The following is a 16,045-nucleotide window of genomic DNA, read 5'->3' as shown; positions in this document are numbered from 1 at the left end:
ACGCTAGCCGGTGACAAAGGCTTATAGCCGCAGAGCAAACCACCCGTTTGACGGGTGGTCATGATTTGCCGTATTAGCGAACCGGCCTGGGTCGGCTGTTGGATAGACGCTTGTGGAAGGGGCATCCTTCGTTACGGAACTGTGAGACGCTTATAGGCTGGAAAACGGCTTGCTTCAATATTAACGGAACTATAAAACTGTTACATGGGGAAAACGCGGCTTTTGGACTCATCTGGAGTAATTTTGCCCCTGTAAGGGCTTCTCAGTTCCGTAAGCCGCCGGCCGCACCCTGTTTCCCCGGATTAAGGGCCGGATAGTTCCGTTAAGCGTCGGCGGAGTGGGATGACAACGGGAAGCGGAGCCAACCAACAGGCCAACCAACAGGACAACCAACAGGCCGGCCAACCTGGAATTGGACGAGCCCTGTTTTTCTGGTATGATGAATGTAATTCTTATCCAATGACGGAGGTAAGCGCAAATGGGAGACTGTATTTTCTGCAAAATTGTGAAGGGGGAGATTCCCTCCAAAAAAGCGTTCGAGAATGAGCATGTGCTGGCTTTCCATGACATTAACCCGGGGGCGCCGGTCCATGTGCTGCTGATCCCCAAGAAGCATATTCCGACCATGAACGATGTCACAGCCGAGGATCTTCATCTGCTTGGGGAAATCCATGCCGCGGCGCAGCAGATTGCCAAGGAAACCGGAATCGCCGAAAGCGGCTACCGCCTCTCCAACAACTGCAACAAGGACGGCGGCCAAGAGGTATTCCACCTTCATTATCATCTTATGGGAGGCGCCAAGCTGGGCCCGCTGTTTGCCAAGTAATAAGCGCCTTGCAGCAGCCGCTGACGCCAGGGCTGACAGGCTGTGTAAGCCTTCTGGGCACTGATTTTGCAGAGATGCAATCGCGGGTTGACACACCCTTTCTCCATAACCTATAATGTAGTTTGATAACCGTCTGTTTTTTGGACACGGTCTGTTCGGAGGGAGGGAAATCTGGTGTCAGAAACTCGAGTACGTAAGAATGAAACAATCGATGCAGCACTTCGCCGCTTTAAGAAATCCATCGCGAAGGATGGCGTGTTGGCGGAGGTTAAAAAGCGCAAGCACTATGAGAAGCCTAGCGTTAAGCGGAAGTTGAAATCCGAGGCTGCTCGCAAGCGGAAGTTCTAGGAGGAGCCTAAACTCATGACCTTAAACGACCGATTGAACGAAGATATGAAGCAGGCGATGAGGAGCCAGGATAAGTTCAGGCTTTCCGTGATCCGGATGGTTCGTTCGTCGATCAAGAATATAGAAATCGATCAACGAAAGACTTTGGATGATCAGGATGTCCTTGACGTACTGAATCGTGAAATCAAGCAGCGTAGAGATTCCCTCCAGGAATTCGAAAAAGCAGGCCGGCAGGATTTGGTTGACCAAGTGACGAAAGAACTGGACATCCTTACCGCATACATGCCTAAGCAATTGAGTGAAGATGAAGTCAAAGCGATTGTACAACAGACCATCCAAGAAGTCGGTGCTTCCTCAAAAGCAGACATGGGCAAGGTTATGGGCGCATTGATGCCCAAAGTGAAAGGGCTGGCCGACGGCAAGCTCGTCAATCAGATCGTTTCGCAGTTGCTGGCTTAGGGCGTGACTGATAACTCCGAAGGGAGCAGATTTTGCCGAATTTTCGTTCCAGGCAAGGCACTTTTGCGAAGGCGTACCGGGGGTACGTCAAGCGAAGGTAACGAAGCAAGGGGCGAAAAGGCGGTGAAAGATGCCCTCAAGCGGGTTGTCAGACACGACCTAACAAGCCGTTGCCGCTTTTCAATAAACACTCCGGACCTCGTTCACCGAGCCGGGGTGTTTTTTGTTCCCCGGATTTCTGAAACCCTTTCCATATTTTTGCGTATTCATGGTAAGCTATATAAGAGGAAAGGGGTTGGGGAATACGAACATCCGGTTGAAAGCATGGCTAATGGGGCTTTTGGCGGTGCTGATGCTGATCCCGGCGGGAATCGCCGCAGCTTCCGGGAGCACAGTGGCGGCTGCAGAAGGCCAGAACGGCGCCAAGCTGGTCTACTACATTCCGGCAGAGCGGACCATTGAAAGCGGGCTTCAGCGTTTCCTGCAGCGGGCCTATCAGGATGCGGAGGAGCATCAGGCCAGCTACGTGATTCTCGACGTGAACACCCTTGGCGGACGGGTGGATGCTGCGCTGGAGATCGGCGAGCTGATCAAAACCAGCAAGGTGCCTACCGCCGCCTTCGTCCGCGGAAAGGCATTTTCGGCGGGGAGCTTCATTGCCTTAAACGCCAAGCAAATTTACATGGAGCCGGGAAGCACCATCGGAGCCGCGGCGGTTGTGAATGGGCAAGGGGAGGAGCTGGACCCCAGCGCCAAGACGGTTGCCGCCTGGTCCAGCGCCATGCGCTCGGCGGCGGAGCAGAACGGACGCAATCCCGCCATTGCCGAGGGGATGGTGAACAAGAACAGAGTTTTGGCGGTGCCGCAGCTGAATAAGGAGTACCGTGAAGGCGAGCTGATCTCGCTGACCTCCGAGGAAGCCCTCAAGGTGGGGTATGCGGAGGGGATTGCGGGCAGCCGGGAGGAGGTGCTGAAGGCGCTGGGACTGGAAGGGGCGCAAATTGAGATTTTCAATCCTTCCTTCTCTGAGGAATTGGCGCGATTTCTCCTGAATCCGATTGTCACCACTATCCTGTTTATTCTGGGGCTGGCGGGGATTGCCATCGAGCTGTTCGTGCCGGGCTTCGGCATTCCCGGGATTATCGGCGTAGCCAGCTTTGTTCTGTACTTTTTCGGCCAATATGTGGCAGGTTTTGCGGGGGTGGAGGATATGGTGCTGTTCGTCATCGGGATCATCCTGCTGGTCATCGAGATATTCGTGCCCGGCTTCGGCATTTGGGCCATTATCGGCATCGTCTGCCTGATGAGCGGGGTAATTATGGCCGCCTATGATTCCTCGAATGCGGCGCTTTCCTTAGGCATCGGCTTTATTCTGGCCATGGTGCTGGCGGGCTTCGTGATTTACGCCTTTCGGAAGCGGGGAATCTGGAACAAATTTATCCTGAAGGATGAGCTGAAGACGGAGCTTGGGTATGTGTCCCAGCCTGTAAAGGAGTATCTCCTGGGCAAAACCGGCAAGGCCTTGACTCCCCTGCGGCCTGCGGGAACAGCCATCTTCGACGGCGAACGGGTGGATGTGGTTACGGCCGGCGAGTTTATTATGCAGGGCCAGCAGGTAACGGTGGTGCTGGTGGAAGGCGGGCGCATTGTCGTCAGCGCAGAGGAAAAGTGAGGGCAAAATAACATGTAGGAGGTTTTTAATCTTATGGGTCTTGATCCAATGGTAATGAGTGTGGTGATAATTGCCCTGGCAATTATCGTGCTGTCTGTGTTTTTCAGCTTTTTCCCCTTTATGCTCTGGATTTCGGCGCTGGCGTCCGGCGTTCGGGTGGGAATTTTCACCCTGGTGGCCATGCGGCTGCGCCGGGTTACCCCCAGCCGGATCGTCAATCCCCAGATTAAGGCCAACAAGGCGGGGTTGGGGCTGAACATCAACCAGCTGGAAAGCCATTATCTGGCGGGCGGCAATGTAGACCGGGTAGTCAACGCCCTGATTGCGGCCCAGCGGGCCGATATTCCCCTGGGTTTTGAACGGGCTGCAGCTATTGATCTGGCAGGTCGGGATGTTTTGCAGGCGGTGCAAATGAGCGTCAACCCCCGTGTAATTGAGACGCCCATTGTAGCTGCGGTAGCCAAGGACGGTATCGAAGTGAAGGTTAAGGCGCGGGTAACGGTCCGGGCCAACATTGACCGCTTGGTGGGCGGCGCGGGCGAGGAAACCATCATTGCCCGGGTCGGCGAGGGCATCGTCACCACTGTCGGCTCCTCCAATTCCCACAAGGACGTGCTGGAAAATCCGGATATGATCTCGAGAACGGTGCTGGGCAAGGGGCTTGACGCCGGAACCGCCTTTGAGATTCTGTCCATCGATATTGCGGATGTGGACATCGGCAAGAATATCGGCGCCCAGCTGCAAACGGAGCAGGCGGAAGCGGATAAGCGGATCGCCCAGGCCAAGGCGGAGGAACGCCGGGCTATGGCGGTGGCCCAGGAGCAGGAGATGAGGGCCAAGGTTGTGGAAATGCGGGCACGGGTGGTGGAATCCGAGTCCCAGGTGCCCCTGGCCATGGCGGATGCCCTGAAAAGCGGGAAGATGGGCGTTATGGATTACATGAATTTGAAGAATATTGATGCGGATACCCAAATGAGAAGCTCCATCGGCAAGGTCAATGACCCCGCCAAGCCGGAGAAGGAGTAAGACGGGGCAGGGAGTGAGGTGGAGACATGGAGTTTCTGTCAACACTGGCGGGTAATCTGCCGTTGTTAATTATTGTGCTGGGGGGACTCTTGTCCCTCTACAAAAAGTTCAACAGTCCCGGCGGCTCCCAGCAGCAGGGGAAGCCCAAGCAGTCCTCCAGGCCAATCAGCCCGATGCCGACCTTCGGGGGCGGGCCCGGCGAGGTAAGGAGGCCTGTCCGGAAAGCGGAGCCCAATCCGTGGGAAGCGGATCATGAGCTGAAAAGACGGCAGGAGGAGATTGACCGGGAGCAAGAGGAATGGCGGCGGGAAGCACGCGCCGAGGCGGAGCGCAGAGCCCGCCGGGACGAGGAGGAAGCGGCCTCCCGCGGAGCATCCGGCCGGTCGGAGGCGGGGCAGAAGAGCAGGGCCGCCGCGGCTTCGCAACGGAGCAGTCCGTTCCAGGTGGCGGCTGCAGGCCGCGCGGGCGTCTCCTCCTTGGCCGCCCAGGATGACTATCACGGGATAGGCGGCAGGGAAACGGCCGCCCATACTGCCGGCGAATGGACGCCGGAAGGCGAGGAGCTTGTTAAAGCGGTGGTCTGGTCGGAAATTCTCGGACCGCCCCGGTCCAAACGGCCATACCGCAGATAGGACAATGAATGAGCAATAAAAAACCGGGCAGCTGCGCCACGCGGCGCAGGCCCGGTTTTTTATTTTGCCAGGGGAGCCTCGGCGGTTAGGCTGCTTTGGTCTGCACCTTGGCGGCCGGCTCCTGCTGTGTCCGTTGGTTGGAAATCATAAACAACACCACCCAGATTAGCGTGAAGCCGATCAGTTGGGCCGGGGTGATGATCTGCTTATACACAACCCAGTTGATCAAAACGCCGGTCATGGGGAAGCTGAGCTCCGCCAGCGTCGCGTAGGAGGCTTTGGTGGATTCCAGACCCTTGTAGTAGAGCAGCATGCTGAGCAAACCGGGCAACAGAGCCTGCAGCAGCAGATTCAGCGCCACCAGAGTCCAGCCGCCGTAGCCGTTGTCCAGCTGCCAGGGCTGCCCTTCCATTTGGGCCAGGACAAACAGGAGCGGCAGCGCCATCGCGAAGCGCAGGGAGGTGACAGTCTCGTACTGCAGGGTGCCCAGCAGATACCGGCCCATCACCGTGGAGCCTCCCCACAAAGCGGCTGCCCCCAGCGCCATCAGGCTGCTCCACCCGATGAAGCTGCCCGCGTGTCCGAAGGGCAGGGTCCAGCCGAAGGTCAGCAGATAGGTGCCTCCCAGCGCCACCAGGAGCAGCGGGCCAAAGTTCCGCGGCAGGCGCTCCTTCAGAACCAATGCGGCCAGGCCGATGGCAAACAGCGGCTGCAGCTTCTGCAGCAGCAGAACCATGTTGAGGTCGCCGGAAACAAGCGCCTTGGTGAACAGGATGGTGGCAATGGCCGAGCCGCCCCAGGAGACTGCCAGCAGCGCCCCCAAATGCCGCAGCCGGATGGCTTTGAGCTCCGAACGCCGCTTCCACAGCACCGGCGCGGCTGCCAGGAATAAGACCGCATGCTCCAGCAGCACGATCTGGGAAGAAGTCATGGATTTCAGCAGAATAATCCGGAACAGCGGATCAACGCCCCACAGCGCCGCTCCCAGAAGCACCAGCCAGAAGCCTCCGCGGAAAGGTTTGCCTGACAAAGAAGCTGTTTGATTGCTCATGTTATTTCCCTTTCCCAAAATCTTAAGAAGGGTTGCACGTTGATGCAGGCAAAGATCAAAAAGCCCCCGGCAGCCTGTTTACAGGCAAATCGGGGGCAGGTCGAACCGCGCGTACAGTACAGCAAGAACCCATCCCTTGGAATGGCGGCCTTGCTGCCGGAAGCGTGCTTCAAACTTTGATCCTCTTCCATCCGGACTTTACCGTCGGCTCTGGAATCGCACCAGATCAGTCCCGCCGGTCCGCTTGCGGACTCACCGGGAGTCGCGGGCTTCAGCTCCTGCGAGCCTCACCGCCGGTCAGGAATTTCACCTCACCCCGAAGATCTTGTATTAAGTTATTTTTTTCACAGCATCAATATACGCCTAACCACCGGTTTTGTCCAGCGATTTTAGCAAACTTTGTCGCACCGAACGGGCCCAGAGGAATGGCATCGCTTTCATTAAATTATAGACAAGCCTATATTATAAAAATTATTCAAATATTGCACAAAGGCAAATTTCTTAGTTGCGGAAAACATAAGAGTGGCATATAATCGAGGTAGATCATATACTGCTGGTAACCTTTTTTTAGCCCCCTTTTTGCGACTACTTTTTTTTACCATAAATGTTGCACTAGGCAAACTCTTTGTCCCATTGGAAAGTGAGGGAAAGGTCATGACAACGACAAATATACCATTGTCGGAAGCAAAAACGGGCAGCGTCCTGCTTCTGACGCGGATTGAGGTTCAGGGTGTCATGCGCAGAAGGCTGCTGGATCTGGGGTTTGTTCCCCAGAATGAGGTGGAAGTGCTGCAAAGAAGCCCTCTGGGCGATCCCGTTGCCTTCCGCGTCAATAACACCACAATCGCCCTTCGGAAGGAAGAAAGCTCGCTGATTTACGGAGAACTTATGGGAGGTGGGGAATAATGGCGACCTATACAGTGGCATTGGCCGGCAATCCCAATACAGGCAAAAGCACTCTGTTCAACCTGCTCACGGGACTCCGCCAGCATACCGGCAACTGGGCCGGCAAAACCGTTGACCTGGCCCAAGGGGATTTTACCCACAACGGCCATGATTTCCGCATGATTGATCTGCCCGGCACTTATTCGCTGTTTTCCAATTCCAAGGACGAGGAAGTTACCCGGGATTTCATTGTATTCGAGGAGCCTGATGTGACCATTGTGGTGCTGGACGCCACCTCGCTGGAGCGGAACATGAATCTGGCCCTGCAGGTGCTGGAGATGACCAGCCGGGTTGTAGTTTGCATCAATCTGATCGACGAGGCTACACGCCTGGGCATCCATGTGGATACGGCGCTGCTCAGCCGCAGGCTGGGGGTTCCCGTAGCCGCCATTTCCGCCCGCAGCAAGCTGGGGATTAACGGTCTTCTGTCCATGGTTGCTGCGGTCGCCACGGGAGAGGTTGTTCCGGAGCCGGTCCGGGTGAAATACCAGGAGGAGCTGGAGCGGAAGCTGGAGGTGCTGGAGCCTGCCGTCCGGGAAACGCTGGGGCTGCGGTTTTCTTCCAGATGGCTGGCTTTGCGGCTGCTGGATGAGGATACAGGGCTTCTCGATACCCTGAAGCAAAGAATGAAAGGCGGGGAATTCGTCCCGCGCAAAGGAGATGTCAGCCATGGCCGATCCGCATGCCATAAACTCGCCTGATCCGCTGGACGGTTTGGTGAAGCTGGCCAAAGCCGTCTCTGGCGGGGAGCCTGTCCGGGACGCCATTGTCGGCGATATTTACCGGACCACCAAGGAGCTTGTGGGCGAAACCGTCCATTACGAAGACAAGAAAAAACTGCAAAGCACCTACAAGCTGGACCGGATCGTGACCTCCAAGCTGTGGGGCTATCCTATTATGTTTGCGATTTTGGGGCTGGTGTTCTGGATCACCATCGCCGGCGCCAACGTCCCTTCCGGGCTTTTGGCGGATTTCTTCGGCTGGATCGAAGGTTATCTGACCCTTGGCTTCCAAGCGGTGCACGCACCGGAATGGCTGCACGGCCTGCTGGTGCTGGGCTTCTTCCGGGGAACCTCCTGGGTGGTCAGCGTCATGCTGCCGCCTATGGCCATCTTCTTCCCGGTGTTCGCATTGCTGGAGAATTTCGGCTATTTGCCCCGTGTGGCCTTCAACATGGACCGCCTCTTCAAAAAATCCGGCGGCCACGGCAAGCAGGCTCTGACCATGTCCATGGGCTTCGGCTGCAATGCCGCGGCGATTATGTCCACCCGGATTATTGAGTCCCCGCGGGAGCGGATGCTGGCTATTCTGACCAATAACTTCGTGCCCTGCAATGGCCGCTGGCCCACCCTGATTCTCCTGTCCTCCCTGTTTATGGCGGCGGGGGCGGCAAGCGGGGTGCGTTCCTTGGCTACAGCCATGGTGGTGATGGGGATGGTGCTGTTCGGCATTGCCGTCACCCTCACCGTTTCCTGGGCCCTGTCCAAAACGGCGCTGAAAGGGGTGCCCTCCCACTATACCCTGGAGCTGCCTCCCTACCGCCGGCCGCAAATCTGGAAGACCATCCTGCTGAGCTCCCGGGACAAATCCTTAAACGTGCTTACCCGGGCGCTGGTGGTGGCCGCTCCGGCGGGAGTGGTTACATGGATTCTCGGCAACGTGTTTGTGGGCGGAAGCAGCGTACTGGACCATATGGCGGCGTTTTTCGATCCTTTTGCCCATCTGTTGGGGTTGGACGGCTTTATCCTGATGGCCTTCATCCTGGGGCTGCCGGCCAATGAAGTGGTGATCCCCATTCTCCTGATGGGCTATCTGTCCTCGGGAGCCATGGTGGATGCCGACGGCATTGCCAATATCAAGGACATCCTGCTGCAGCACGGCTGGACCTGGCTGACGGCGTTGAATATGATGCTGTTTTCCCTGCTCCATTTCCCTTGCGGCACCACGCTGTACAACATCTACAAGGAAACCAAAAGCAAAAAATGGACCTTTATTTCAGCGGCGCTTCCCTTGGGGATTGCCATCGGAGTCACCTTCCTCACCGCCACGGCGGCAAGACTGCTGGGCTGGGTGTAGCGGCTTTCCTGTCCGTTCCCCGGCACATATGACAACAACTAACCTGGCCCAAAGCCGGGTTTTTTTGTGCGAAAATGCAGTGTACTGCGCCATTTTCATTCGGGGGCTCCCCCAAAAGTACCCGGACTTTCGCTTCGGAGCTTGTCGTCACTTTTGGGGGATTGGTTAGTTGCCTGGAGACGGCCCATTTTCTGGGAGAGGAGTCCGCCGGCAGGCTTCATAATCCCGGCTGTCCGCGCATAGGCTGTAACGATACGATTGCGCTTCAAGACAGCTGCACCGCCGGGAGGGAGAGCGAAGCCCATGCGCCGCATCCGCAAAAAATTTGATCAATGGACAGCCGGAATCCTCGATGTTCCGGAGGACATCGCCCAGGATATCCCCCGCCTGATCATGATCGGCAACGTCAGATTGCAAATTGAAAACCACCGGGGCGTCCTCCATTTTTCCGAAGAGCGCCTCCTGCTGACCCTGTCCCGGGGAAGCCTGGAGATCCTCGGCAGCAACTTGAGCATCCGGACCATCATGGCGGAGGAAGTGCTGGTGGAAGGCGTCATCCGCGAGCTGAAATACATACCCTGATGAGGTTATTCCAGTGAAGAGGAGAAGTGAAAAACATGCAGCCGCTTTTTATCCGTAAGCTTCGCGGTTATGTGAGAATTACCATCAGGGGAGGGGAGATTGAGTTCCTCCTGAACAAAGCGGCGGGACAAGAGTTCCAAATCTGGGATATCCGCCGCACCGGTCCCGGGAAAGCTGCCGCCAGTCTGGTGCTGAAGGATTTTTTTCGCCTGCGGCCGCTTCTGAAGGAGACAGGCTGTCGGGTTCACGTGGAAAAGCGCGAGGGTGTTCCCTTTATGCTGGGCCGCCTGGAGAAACGGAAGTTTTTCGCCGCCGGAATCGTCGGCTTTTTCATCGGCATCTACCTGCTGTCCTCCGTGGTGTGGCAGGTGGAGGTGGAGGGCAATGACACGGTGCCCACCTATGAAATTCTGCAGGCCGCCAAGCTTCAGGGGCTCAAGCCGTACCAGTGGACCTTCCGCCTGAAGCCCATGGACGAAATGGCCCGGGATCTGCATAAGGAGCTGCCGGACATCTCCTGGATCGGCATCGAGAAGCAGGGCACCCGCATTGTCATCAAGGTGGTGGAGGCGGCCAAGCCGGAAAAGCATGAGCTCCTAAGTCCCCGCCATCTGGTGGCGTCCAAAGCGGCGGTGGTTACCGAGGTCCGGTCCACCAAGGGAAAGCCTGTTGTGGAGCCCAACCGCTATGTCAAAAAAGGGGACATCCTTATCTCCGGCGTCATCGGCGACGAGGTGAACCGGCAGGTGGTGCCGGCGGAGGGCAGCGTCCGCGGCATTGTGTGGTATGAATCCAAGCTGGAAATTCCCGTCTCCCGCCAGTATATGGTCTATACCGGAGAGAGCTTTGACCGCTTTTATCTGGTTCTGGGGGGACGAGCCCTCCAGCTCACCGGCTACGGCAAGGAGGATTATGCCTCCTCGGACAAGCGGGAATCCCGCACCACGTTAGGCTGGAAAAACTATAACCTGCCTTTCGGGTGGATAAAGGAAAAGGTGCTGGAAACCCGTCTCGATGAAGGAGCGGAAGGACCCGAGGCGGCCAGGGAGGCCGGGCTGGAGCGGGCCAAGGCGGATATTTTGATCCAGGCGGGCAAGGATGCCCGGTTCGTTTCTTACAATGTTTTGCAAGAGAAGACCGACAATGGTAAAGTGTATATGAATGTGCTTTTCCAGGTGGAGGAAACCATTTCGGAAGAATTACCTATCGTCCAAGGAGAATGAGACATTTGACAGAACACAACAAGCAGGAAGACACCATTAGAATTCAGGTGAAGGATGCCCAGGAGGCATTGGCCTTATTTGGGCCCCAGGATAAATTTCTTCATATTATTGAGCAAGAGACCAATGCCCGGATTTTCTCCCGGGAGGCGGAGATCGCCATTCAGGGGCCGGTGAAGGAGCTGGAATCCTTAAGGCAGCTGTTCGAGGTGCTGCTGGCCCTGGTCCGCAATAACTACGCCGTTACGGAGCGGGATGTGTCGTATGCAGTAGAGCTTTCCAAGCAGATGATGGCCGACCAGCTCCTGGAGCTGTTCAAGGGCGAGATTACGGTGACCCACCGGGGCAAACCCATCCGCGTCAAGACCATCGGCCAGAAGAAGTATGTAAATTTGATCAAAAAGCGGGATATTGTCTTCGGCATCGGACCTGCCGGAACGGGCAAAACCTACCTGGCCGTGGTGCTTGCGGTGGTGGCCCTGAAGGAAGGCGCCGTAAAGCGCATTGTGCTGACCCGCCCGGCGGTGGAGGCCGGCGAGAACCTGGGCTTCCTGCCCGGCGATCTGCAGGAGAAGGTGGACCCGTATCTGCGCCCCCTCTACGACGCCCTGAACGATGTTCTGGGCCCCGAGCAGGTGGCCAAGTCCCTGGAGCGGGGGACCATTGAAATTGCGCCCTTGGCTTATATGCGCGGCCGGACGTTGGACGATTCATTCATCATCATGGATGAAGCGCAAAATTCCACCCCTGAACAAATGAAAATGTTCTTGACCCGGCTGGGATTCGGGTCCAAGATGGTAATAACGGGAGATGTGACCCAGATCGACCTTCCCCGGGGCAAGAAGTCCGGACTGATGGAAGCGGACCGGATTTTGAAGCAGGTGGAGGAGATCGGCTTCATCTATTTTGACGAGCAGGATGTGGTGCGCCACTCGCTGGTGCAGAAGATTATCGTCGCCTACACGGAGGATGCGGAGAGAAACGAGCCCTGAGCCAACAACCGTTCCTCCCGCAGGCCGGGTCATGTTCCGGAAGCCTCGAAAACGGGCCAAGCCCATCTTAAGGGACTTCTTCGATAAGGAAGGGAATGACGCTTATCCATGATACGTAACGGTATGAAAGCCAAAGCGAATTTCAGCAGCCGCCCGGGCGGGTGGAAGCAGGCGGGAAGTGTGCGCTTCCTGCTGTTCGCGTTGTTTGCGGTGCTTCTGTATGTGCTTTTGGCTGACAAACTGGTGCCCAAAACCTATGATATCGTGCCCAATACGCCTGCAGGCAGCACCATCCGGGCGCCCCAGCAGTTTCCGTTGGAGAAGGAAACCCAAAAAGCCAGGGATGAGGCGGCTGCCAAGGTGTCCCCTGTTTACAAGGTCATTTCGCTGCGCAACGATACGCTGATCGACGCCTTGTATGAGAAGCTGATTACCAACAACGCCAACTCCAGTCTGGCCCAGGAAACCAAAACCAGCCTGTACAAGGATGTTTTTCCGTCGGTGATGAATGATTTCATCCAGCAGACGGTAAGCGGCATGGGGCGCAACAGCCTGTACGGCGCCAAGCTTCAGGAGGAAACCGGGGCCAAAATGAAGGAGCAGATCTACAAAATTCCCGAGGAGGCGTATTACAAGCTGCCGCTTCTCTCCAAAGAGGACCTGATCGCCATGCAGCCGGTCACCCAGGAGATTGTCCAGAAGCTGATGAACGAGCAGATTCCGGATGCGGCAACGGCCCGCTCCAAGGTGACGGAGCTGGTTAATTCCTCCAACCTGACGAAGAATACGCAGCGGGAGCTGGTTCAGGAAATCGCCCGCTTTGCCATTACCCCCAATTCCTTCTACGATGCGGACGCCACGGACAAGGCCAAGGCGGAAGCCCGGGAGGCCACCCCCACTGTTACCATTGACAAAGGGGATGTGATCGTCCAAGGGGGGGATATGATTACCGAGGAGATTTACCAGCGGTTGGCCAAGCTGGATCTGCTGAAGGATAAAGGCACCCACTGGCCCCAGATTGGCCTCTGGCTGATGGTGGCCCTTATTATGGTGGGCTTGTACGCGTACCTGGAGCACAGCGGCTCTCCCGGCAGCCGCAACAATGCGCAGCTGTTGATGCTGGGGGCCATTATGTTTGTGAACTACCTGGTGATGAAGCTGGTGGCTCTGGGCCAAACCCTGGATTACCCGTTTATCGGATTCCTGGCGCCGGTATCCCTGGGAACCATGCTGCTGGTGCTCTTGATGAATGACCGGTTGGCTTTTTTGCTCTCCGTGCTGACCAGCGTGGTGGCCAGCGTTATCTTCAATAACCAGCCGGAGTTTCTGTTTGACTTCCGGTACGGGTTTTTGGCCATTGTCATGTGCTTTGCGGCGGTTTACTCCCTGCATAAGGCCAGCCAGCGCTCCTCCATTCTGAAGGCGGGCACCATTGTCTCCCTCTTCGGCCTGGTAGGAATGCTGATCCTGTTCCTGCTGGACAGCCACTATACGGTGAAGGACATTGCCTTTGCCAGCGCCTTTACTATTGCAGGGGGGCTGATCACAGCCATCTTCGTCATCGGGCTGATGCCGGTGTTCGAAACCGCCTTCGGCATTTTGTCCCCCCTGAAGCTGGTGGAGCTGTCCAATCCCAATCACCCGCTCCTGCGGAAGCTGCTGACGGAGACGCCGGGCACCTACCATCACAGCATTATGGTGGGCAATCTGGCGGAAGCAGCGGCGGAGGCGGTGAAGGCCGACGGGCTCCTGTGCCGGGTAGGCTCGTACTACCACGACATCGGCAAAACCAAACGGCCCAGCTATTTTATTGAAAACCAGCAGAATATCGAGAACCCCCACGACAGTATTGCGCCGTCCTTAAGCACCTCCATCATTGTGGCCCATGCCCGCGACGGAGTGGAAATGCTGAAGGAATATAAGATGCCCAAGCAGATTCGGGATATTGCCGAGCAGCATCACGGCACCACGTTTCTGAAATATTTTTACCACAAGGCGTTGAAGCAGGCGGGTGAGGAAGGGGCGGATAAAATCCGCGAGGAGGACTTCCGCTATCCCGGTCCCAAGGCCCAGTCCAAGGAATCCGCCATTGTGGGGATTGCCGACAGTGTGGAGGCGGCGGTGCGCTCCCTGCGCAATCCGACAGTGGAGCAGATCGATTCCCTGGTGCAGAAAATTATTAAGGACCGCCTGGATGACGGGCAGTTCTATGAATGCGATATGACGCTGAAGGAGCTGGATACGGTGGCCAAAGCCCTGAATGAAACGCTGCTGGGCATCTTCCACTCCCGCATCGAGTATCCGGCGGATATTCCTAAAACTGACCCCCAAAAGTGAAGTGATTCTCTGAAGCTTATTCCGATTACTTTTGGGGGAGCCCCCGATACGAACCGGCAAACATAATGACAGTATTTTAGAGAAAAAGGATGATCTCCCTTGAATCTATATCTGGAATGCATCAATGAACAGGATGAGTACGAGATTACGCCTGCTTTGGTCCAAAAGCTGGAGGAGCTGCTCCGGTTGGCCGGCGAGCAGGAGCAGGTGGAGTCCGGCGAAGTGGTCCTGTCCTTTGTGGACGATGAGACCATCCGCCAGCTGAACCGGGATTACCGCGGCATCGACAAGCCGACGGATGTGCTGTCCTTTGCCATGTCCGAGTCCTCCGAGGACGAGCCCCCCATTTATTACGATGAGGAGGATCTGGAGGAAGTGGAGCTGGAGATGCTGCAGGAGATGGCGGAGCTGGGGCTCTTGGACGGCGGGGAGGATACGCTGGAGGAGTTCGAGGAGGAGCCGGAGAAGCTTCTGGCGGAGCCCTTGGGGGATATTGTGATCTCCATCCCCAAAGCCTTGGCCCAAGCGGAGGAATACGGGCATTCGGCTGAACGGGAGATCGGATTTTTGTTCGTTCACGGCTTCCTGCATCTCATTGGCTATGACCATATGACGGAGGAAGACGAAAAAATCATGTTCGGGAAGCAGGAAGAGATTCTGGCGAAGGCAGGGATCACCCGTTGAATCCTTTGGTCCGCTGGTTAAAAAGCATGCGCCATGCCTACGAAGGCATCCAGTACGCCCTGTCGACGCAGCCGAATATGAAGTTCCATTTTTTTGCGTCCTTTGCCGTGCTGGTTTCCGCTTTGTTTTTTCGGCTGCCGCGGACCGATATCCTGCTTCTGCTGCTGGCAATTACGCTGGTGATTGTCACGGAGCTGATCAATACCGGAATCGAAAAAACCGTCGATCTCGCCATGCCCGACCTGCACCCCCTGGCCAAAATCGCCAAGGATGTGGCAGCCGCCGCGGTGCTGGTGACGGCGGTTTTTGCCGCCGCTGTGGGAGTGGCGGTGTTCTACCCGCCGGTGGAGCAGTGGATTCGGCACAGACGCCATCCGGAGATGCCGCTGTCCATCGGCTCCGTCTGGCTCTATCTGACGCTGGTGGCGCTGGCGGTTATCGTGGTCCGCACCCGCTTTCGGGCCAACGGGCAGCTGAAGCCCAGCCTGTGGATGGCCTTGGCGGTTTCATTGGGAACACTAATCACGTTGAAAAGCGGCGACACGTTAATCGGGCTGCTGGCCCTGGTCATGTGCGGCATGTTTCTAGTGATGCTCTATGAGAAGCAGGGGCGCTCCCTGGCGGGGATTCTGGCAGGCGGCCTGTTGGGAGCGGTGCTGACGGTGCTGGCCTTTTTCCTGGGCAGGTAGGGAATGGAATGGGCATCACACTTCACCAATAATGACGGAGGGATGAATCGTATGGCAGTCCCCGAATTTGTACAAAAGCTGATTGAAGAAGCGGCGGAAGCCCGCAAAAAAGCATACGTTCCGTATTCCCGCTTTCAGGTGGGAGCGGCGCTGCTGGACTCTAACGGGCATATCCATCATGGCTGCAACATTGAAAACGCCGCTTACGGCCCAACCAACTGCGCCGAACGGACAGCCGTTTTCCGCGCCGTAGCCGACGGTCTTGCCCCGCGCAGCTTCAAGGCCATTGCCGTTATCGCCGACACGGAGGAGCCGGTTTCGCCCTGCGGCATCTGCCGGCAGGTGCTAAGCGAGCTGTGCGGTCCGGACATGCCGGTTTATCTGACCAACCTGAAGGGCGACATCCAGGAGACAACTGTAGCGGAGCTGCTGCCGGGAGCCTTCACCTCCAGAGATTTCAAGGAATGACGGAAACTCACCGCCAAATTGACCACGAGAGGAATTTT

At 56.7% G+C, this 16,045-nt stretch carries 17 protein-coding genes and 1 riboswitch; of the genes, 16 read left to right on the top strand and 1 reads right to left on the bottom strand.

The window, feature by feature from the left end:
- Nucleotides 1–478 precede the first annotated feature (478 nt).
- From DQG13_RS16560 to DQG13_RS16535, 6 genes are all read left to right on the top strand, one after another.
- The gene (locus DQG13_RS16560) at nt 479–826 is read left to right on the top strand and encodes a histidine triad nucleotide-binding protein (RefSeq protein ID WP_113020896.1); all 348 of its coding nucleotides are present in this window, start codon (nt 479–481) and stop codon (nt 824–826) included.
- 174 nt (nt 827–1,000) lie between these two features.
- Nucleotides 1,001–1,174: a 30S ribosomal protein S21 gene (gene rpsU / locus DQG13_RS16555; RefSeq protein WP_113020895.1), complete on the top strand. Its 174-nt coding sequence runs from the start codon at nt 1,001–1,003 to the stop codon at nt 1,172–1,174.
- 15 nt (nt 1,175–1,189) lie between these two features.
- Complete coding sequence (locus DQG13_RS16550) at nt 1,190–1,633, top strand: GatB/YqeY domain-containing protein (RefSeq protein ID WP_113020894.1); 444 nt, start codon at nt 1,190–1,192, stop codon at nt 1,631–1,633.
- 295 nt (nt 1,634–1,928) lie between these two features.
- Nucleotides 1,929–3,305, top strand: a complete 1,377-nt coding sequence (locus DQG13_RS16545) for an NfeD family protein (RefSeq protein ID WP_258525703.1) — start codon at nt 1,929–1,931, stop codon at nt 3,303–3,305.
- A 33-nt stretch (nt 3,306–3,338) separates the two neighbouring features.
- Nucleotides 3,339–4,331: a flotillin-like protein FloA gene (gene floA, locus DQG13_RS16540; protein WP_113020893.1), complete on the top strand. Its 993-nt coding sequence runs from the start codon at nt 3,339–3,341 to the stop codon at nt 4,329–4,331.
- A gap of 26 nt (nt 4,332–4,357) precedes the next feature.
- Entirely contained in the window at nt 4,358–4,963 is a 606-nt protein-coding gene (locus DQG13_RS16535; RefSeq protein ID WP_113020892.1) for a hypothetical protein, read from the top strand.
- An 85-nt stretch (nt 4,964–5,048) separates the two neighbouring features.
- Here the strand turns inward: DQG13_RS16535 and DQG13_RS16530 are convergent, their stop codons facing one another.
- On the bottom strand, nt 5,049–6,014 hold the full coding sequence (locus DQG13_RS16530; protein WP_113020891.1) for a DMT family transporter: 966 nt from the start codon (nt 6,012–6,014) through the stop codon (nt 5,049–5,051).
- Between the two features lie 175 nt (nt 6,015–6,189).
- Nucleotides 6,190–6,342: riboswitch (FMN riboswitch) on the bottom strand.
- Between the two features lie 326 nt (nt 6,343–6,668).
- Between DQG13_RS16530 and DQG13_RS16525 the strand changes: the two genes are divergently transcribed.
- The 10 genes from DQG13_RS16525 (at nt 6,669) to cdd (ending at nt 16,007) form a co-directional block, all read left to right on the top strand.
- Entirely contained in the window at nt 6,669–6,920 is a 252-nt protein-coding gene (locus DQG13_RS16525; protein WP_113020890.1) for a FeoA family protein, read from the top strand.
- Nucleotides 6,920–7,660 carry a FeoB small GTPase domain-containing protein gene (locus DQG13_RS16520; protein ID WP_113020889.1) on the top strand — a complete coding sequence of 247 codons (741 nt, stop codon included), beginning with the start codon at nt 6,920–6,922 and terminating at the stop codon, nt 7,658–7,660. The genes DQG13_RS16525 and DQG13_RS16520 overlap by 1 nt, the downstream gene beginning before the upstream one ends.
- The gene (locus tag DQG13_RS16515; protein ID WP_113020888.1) at nt 7,629–9,035 is read left to right on the top strand and encodes a nucleoside recognition domain-containing protein; all 1,407 of its coding nucleotides are present in this window, start codon (nt 7,629–7,631) and stop codon (nt 9,033–9,035) included. The genes DQG13_RS16520 and DQG13_RS16515 overlap by 32 nt, the downstream gene beginning before the upstream one ends.
- Before the next feature lie 303 nt (nt 9,036–9,338).
- Nucleotides 9,339–9,617 carry a sporulation protein YqfC gene (gene yqfC / locus DQG13_RS16505; protein WP_113020886.1) on the top strand — a complete coding sequence of 93 codons (279 nt, stop codon included), beginning with the start codon at nt 9,339–9,341 and terminating at the stop codon, nt 9,615–9,617.
- Nucleotides 9,618–9,652: 35 nt separating this feature from the next.
- The gene (yqfD, locus tag DQG13_RS16500) at nt 9,653–10,840 is read left to right on the top strand and encodes a sporulation protein YqfD (protein ID WP_113020885.1); all 1,188 of its coding nucleotides are present in this window, start codon (nt 9,653–9,655) and stop codon (nt 10,838–10,840) included.
- Between the two features lie 5 nt (nt 10,841–10,845).
- Nucleotides 10,846–11,829 (top strand): PhoH family protein, encoded by a 984-nt coding sequence (locus tag DQG13_RS16495; RefSeq protein ID WP_258525702.1) that lies wholly within the window; start codon nt 10,846–10,848, stop codon nt 11,827–11,829.
- Between the two features lie 123 nt (nt 11,830–11,952).
- A complete protein-coding gene (locus tag DQG13_RS16490; RefSeq protein ID WP_113020883.1) occupies nt 11,953–14,166 on the top strand; it encodes an HD family phosphohydrolase in 2,214 nt (737 codons plus the stop codon).
- Nucleotides 14,167–14,265: 99 nt separating this feature from the next.
- Complete coding sequence (ybeY, locus tag DQG13_RS16485) at nt 14,266–14,850, top strand: rRNA maturation RNase YbeY (RefSeq protein ID WP_113020882.1); 585 nt, start codon at nt 14,266–14,268, stop codon at nt 14,848–14,850.
- Nucleotides 14,847–15,539: a diacylglycerol kinase gene (locus tag DQG13_RS16480; RefSeq protein WP_113020881.1), complete on the top strand. Its 693-nt coding sequence runs from the start codon at nt 14,847–14,849 to the stop codon at nt 15,537–15,539. Before ybeY ends, DQG13_RS16480 begins: the two co-directional genes overlap by 4 nt.
- A gap of 51 nt (nt 15,540–15,590) precedes the next feature.
- Complete coding sequence (gene cdd / locus DQG13_RS16475; RefSeq protein ID WP_113020880.1) at nt 15,591–16,007, top strand: cytidine deaminase; 417 nt, start codon at nt 15,591–15,593, stop codon at nt 16,005–16,007.
- The last annotated feature ends 38 nt before the right edge of the window (nt 16,008–16,045 follow it).

The organism is Paenibacillus sp. YN15 (genome assembly GCF_003285005.1).
Taxonomy (GTDB): domain Bacteria; phylum Bacillota; class Bacilli; order Paenibacillales; family NBRC-103111; genus Paenibacillus_AR.
Note: the sequence above shows the minus strand (reverse complement) of the source record. Positions and strands in the feature narration are given on the sequence as shown.